The 1689-nt window shown below is 66.3% G+C and carries 2 pseudogenes; both read right to left on the reverse strand.

Annotated features, from left to right (window positions below):
- Positions 1-111: 111 nt before the first annotated feature.
- A pseudogene (locus AB4Y78_RS15565) lies at positions 112-1070 on the reverse strand (IS256 family transposase).
- Positions 1071-1158: 88 nt separating this feature from the next.
- Positions 1159-1383 (reverse strand): annotated as a pseudogene (locus AB4Y78_RS15570) (transposase); the annotation flags it as partial.
- Between the last annotated feature and the right edge of the window lie 306 nt (positions 1384-1689).

The following is a 1689-nucleotide window of genomic DNA, read 5'->3' on the forward strand; positions in this document are numbered from 1 at the left end:
TTCCCGGTCAGGCTCCTATCAAGTCATGTTCCGCCCGGCCTGCGGAAACTCCGGCGTCGATGGACAAATCCACTGAAAGACAACCCGCACGGGTGTCGGTGTAGCAGCGAGTCACACCGGCGCCGGAGCCAGATCCATCATCTCTGTGTGGCGGGCGTGCTCCTTCGTTGGGGGTGAGGCTGTGAGTGCGGGCAGGTTGTCGCCTCCGATCTCGGGTTCGGTGTCGGGGATGATGGTGACGCGGCAACGAGCTAGGACGTCGAGGCCGAGGTGGCGCCGTCCTTCGGCCCATTCGTCGGTTTGCTCGGCCAGGACGGCTCCGACCAGGCGCACGATTGCGGTGCGGTTGGGGAAGATGCCCACGCTGTCGGTGCGGCGTCGGATCTCGCGGTTGAGGCGTTCGGCGGGGTTGTTCGACCAGATCTGGGTCCACACGTCTTGGGGAAGGCGGTGAACGCGAGGATGTCGGGGCGGGCTGCGTCGAGATGCTCGTGGATGTCGGGCAGCTTGTCGTCGACGTAGTCCAGCAGCCGTTCGAACTGTGCCTGGACGGCCTTGGCGTCGGGTTGGTCGTACACCGAGTGCAGCATCGCCTTCACGGCCGACCACATGCTTTTCGGGGTCACGGACATGAGGTTGGCGGCGTAGTGGGTGCGGCAGCGTTGCCAGGCTGCTCCGGGCAGGTCCGCCGCGATGGCCTCCACCAGGCCCTTGTGGGCGTCGGAGGTGACCAGGCGGACGCCGGTCAGGCCGCGGGCGGTCAGGTCGGCGAAGAACTCGTTCCATGCCGGCCCTGTTTCCGAGGTGGCGACGCGCAGGCCCAGGACCTCGCGGTGCCCGTCAGCGTTGACGCCGACCGCGACCAGCGCGACGGCGTTGATCACGCGCCCGCCCTCGCGAACCTTCATCGTCAACGCGTCCGCAGACACGAACGTGAACGGCCCGGCATCGGCCAGCGGGCGGTGGCGGAACTCCTCGACGATCTGGTCCAGGTCGGCGGCCATCCTGCTGACCTGTGACTTGGACAGGGGTTCGATCCCGAGGGTCTTGACGAGCTTGGAGCCTCGGATGCGATGTGCGCGAAGCGTGCATCCGTGGAGCCATGCGGCGGGTGGAGGCTCCGGCGAGGTAGCAGTCCGCGACGACGGTGATCAGCGCGGACTCCGCGCGCTTGCGCCGCTCGAGAAGCCATTCCGGGAAGTAGGTCCCGCTACGCAGCTTCGGGACCGCGACGTCGACCGTTCCGACGCGGGTATCGAGGTCGCGGTGGCGGTACCCGTTGCGCTGGGTCGGCAGTACTCGGCGCCGACGATGGCGTCGGCGTCCGCGGACAGCAACGCGTTGATCATCGTCTGCAGCAACGATCGCATCATGTCCGGGGATGCCTCGGACAGGGCTTCACTGAGCAGGCCATGAGGGTCGACAATGTGTGGTGCGGTCATCGTGATGACTCCGTTCGAGAGTGCTGTGAGAGGTTCGCTCGAAGGATCACGCGGTGGCCGCACCCATGTCCACTACCGGGACCGTGTCGGCGACCGCTACACAGAGATGATGGATCTGGCTCCGGCGCCGGTGTGACTCGCTGCTACACCGACACCCGTGCGGGTTGTCTTTCAGTGGATTTGTCCATCGACGCCGGAGTTTCCGCAGGCCGGGCGGAACATGACTTGATAGGAGCCTGACCGGGAA

Origin of the sequence: Janibacter sp. RAF52 (assembly GCF_052114035.1) — a bacterium.
Classification (GTDB): Bacteria; Actinomycetota; Actinomycetes; order Actinomycetales; family Dermatophilaceae; genus Janibacter; species Janibacter hoylei.